The sequence below is a fragment of the Smaragdicoccus niigatensis DSM 44881 = NBRC 103563 genome (assembly GCF_000380645.1).
Taxonomy (GTDB): domain Bacteria; phylum Actinomycetota; class Actinomycetes; order Mycobacteriales; family Mycobacteriaceae; genus Smaragdicoccus; species Smaragdicoccus niigatensis.
Genome location: NZ_AQXZ01000001.1, coordinates 1 through 2,718 on the forward strand (window position 1 = coordinate 1; position 2,718 = coordinate 2,718).

Consider the following 2,718-nt stretch of genomic DNA (forward strand, 5'->3'; position numbering starts at 1 on the left):
GTGTTCATGTCCGTGGTCCTTATCGGGAGAAGTTTCTGTGCCGGTGTGTTCCGGCGATGCATTAACTTTCCCGCGAACCAGGCCTCGACCTGATCAGCCAAACAGGCCATCCACCAGGGGAAACCACGTTCCCCCAATCGGGGGACAGCGAGCGGCCGAAACCGCCGCTGTCCGATACAGTTTCGCGTGCCGGCGATTGACCGCGCCGCGACGAAAATGGGGTGGCCCGTGAATGAGTTTCCGTTTCTCGCCGTCACGGCAAACGAGCTGCCGTTCCGCGAACGCGACCGGCGATACGCCGAGCTTCACGAATGGCCGGAAGCGACGTTCCGCCACCGCAGCGGGCTTCAGCTGATCTGGCGGTACGACGACGTCCGCGAGGTCTTGGAAGCGGTATCGGACGGGATCTCGAACTCCAATTCGCTGGATCCGCTGGTCGGATTCCCGCGGATCATGGCGACACCAGGTGCAATCCCGCCCTTCCTTCGTCACCTCGTGCCGCTACCGGCGAAGGCCACGGCGAACCTGACGGACCACGACTTGCACAAGCGGGTGTGGAACACCATGGCGGGCCCCGACGGGCACTTCACCATCGGTGCCGGCGAACGCGCCGACGTCGTCCGCGAACTCGGTCGGCATTTCGATGCGGCCATCGACGCGGTGACCGCCGGAAACGGCAAGCGAGCAGGTGTCGCACTCGACGTCACGGCGGCATCGATCGCCTATGCCGCGCGTGTGACAGGCTCGCGAGTCGGACTCCCGCAGGCGGACTGGAGCAAAGTAGCGACCTGGAGCGGCGCACAATCGGGCCTGCTCGGACGCGATATGCGCAGTCGACACCTGGCCGGCGCGGTCGAGGCGCTCGGTCAGTTGTTCACCGTCAGCAGCGCGGCCTTGCGCGGGAGCCCGGGTGCCGACGGCTTCCACACTCGTCTGCTCGACGCCGGACTCCCCCGTCGGATCGCGATTTCGACGATGGCGAACTGTCTGGCCGCGGGCGTCCACACCGTGAGCGGCAGCATCCAGCAAGGTCTCGACCGTTTGCTGTCCGACCCGGGTCGATCGTGGTGGTCGATGTTGGGCGAACCGACCACGGCTCCGTCGGTGATCGGCAAAATTCTCCAACTCGATCCGGGCTTGGTGGCGTGGAAGCGGCGGGCGCAGAGGCCGTTGACGCTCAAGAGTGGAACGACCCTGCACAAGGGGCCGATTCTCGCGATGTTTGCGGCGGCGAACCGCGACCCCCGAGCCTTCCCCAACTGCCTGGACCTTGGTGCGAGTGGAAAGCTACCGCTGACCTTCGGATTCGGTCGCCACGTCTGCCCGGGCAAGAGTCTGGCGACCGTTGCGATCGAGGTGTTCCTGACGCGGCTTTACGAACTGGCACCGGAGGCGCGACTCGTGACGCCCGATGGAACCGAGACATCGCGACCCCGTGATCTCCTGTTCAGTGGCGCGGACGTCGTTGTCGCCTAATCATCCGCGGCCGGCGCGTTCGCGCGAGATGCATCATTTGGTTTCGCGGTCACTGGGATTCGACGTTCACTGAGACTGTGCAACTTCCACTTGGGTTGATCCGTCGGATCGATGAGTTACCCGCCTGGCTGGCCGGCACCGCACAGGTTGCGTTGGGTCTCGAAGAGCGAACCGACGCGGTGGCGCCGCGATCCGGAGGGCCCGCCGGCAACGCCCGTCTGACCGCTTGGCTCGGCCTCGTTCTGCTGGTCCTGTTCGCCGCCGAGGGCCTGACGCTCATCGACGTCGAGGCGCTCGTCACGTGGCACATCGCGATCGGCGCCCTGGCCATACCCCCGGTCCTGCTCAAACTCGGCTCGACGGGTTGGCGGATGCTCGGCTACTACCTCGGTGCGAAGCGCTACGAGATCGCCGGTCCGCCGCCGTTGCTGCTCCGAGTCGCCGGGCCGTTCGTGGTCCTCACGACGATCGGTCTGCTCGCCAGCGGAGTCGTCCTCATACTCATCGGTCAGGACGAAAGCCGCACCGTGCTGCTGCGTGTGCTCGGCTCACGCGTGGACTGGGTCACCGTTCACCAGGCCTTCTTCTGGGTCTGGCTCGCCGTGACCGGTCTCCACGTTCTTGGCCGCCTGGTGCCGGGTTTCATCACGTTGCGCGACGCTGTGCAAACCCCCGCGCGCGTGCCCGGCGTGTGGCTACGCGGCGTGGTTCTGTTGGCCACTGCAGCGTTAGGTGTCGGGTGCGCGCTTCTGCTGGTGCGCTTAGACACGACGTGGGCCGGGCACATCCAGCACTTCGGACACCGGCCGGGAAGTTGAAGAATGCCGAGAGTGGCCATTCCCCCCTTAGTGGGAATGACCACTCTCGGTTCGTGATTGACCACTAGCTAGGGCATGTCAGTAGGCGACTCCTTCTAGACCGGGAAGATCGTGTAGACGGCATTCATCGTGGGGAAGCCGGTGTCGACGTTGGTCATGACGTCGTAGCGGTTGTGGTGCGTGCCGCCGATCTGAGTGCCATCCGTCGATGCCGCACCGGCGTTGTTGTTGGCCTGGAAGGTGACGATCGTGTTGGTGTCCGGGACGCCGTAGTTCACAACTGCGGTCAGTCCGCCGAAGTTGTCCACCGAGGCGGTGACGATCTCGCTCGAGTGCGGTGCGAGGGTTTCCTGCGGTCCGGCGATGAAGTCGCCGGCTGAGGTGTAGTCACCGGTGAGGGTCATCGTCTGGTCGGTCGAGTTGT

General features: G+C 65.0%; 3 protein-coding genes. 2 read left to right on the top strand and 1 reads right to left on the bottom strand.

Annotated features, from left to right (window positions below):
- Positions 1 to 228 precede the first annotated feature (228 nt).
- Positions 229 to 1,476, top strand: a complete 1,248-nt coding sequence (locus F600_RS0100010; protein WP_156024328.1) for a cytochrome P450 family protein — start codon at positions 229 to 231, stop codon at positions 1,474 to 1,476.
- Between the two features lie 77 nt (positions 1,477 to 1,553).
- Complete coding sequence (locus F600_RS0100015) at positions 1,554 to 2,294, top strand: hypothetical protein (protein ID WP_156024329.1); 741 nt, start codon at positions 1,554 to 1,556, stop codon at positions 2,292 to 2,294.
- A 95-nt stretch (positions 2,295 to 2,389) separates the two neighbouring features.
- Here the strand turns inward: F600_RS0100015 and F600_RS26210 are convergent.
- Positions 2,390 to 2,718 (bottom strand): hypothetical protein (locus F600_RS26210; RefSeq protein WP_018158520.1); only part of this gene is annotated, 329 nt, incomplete at its 5' end.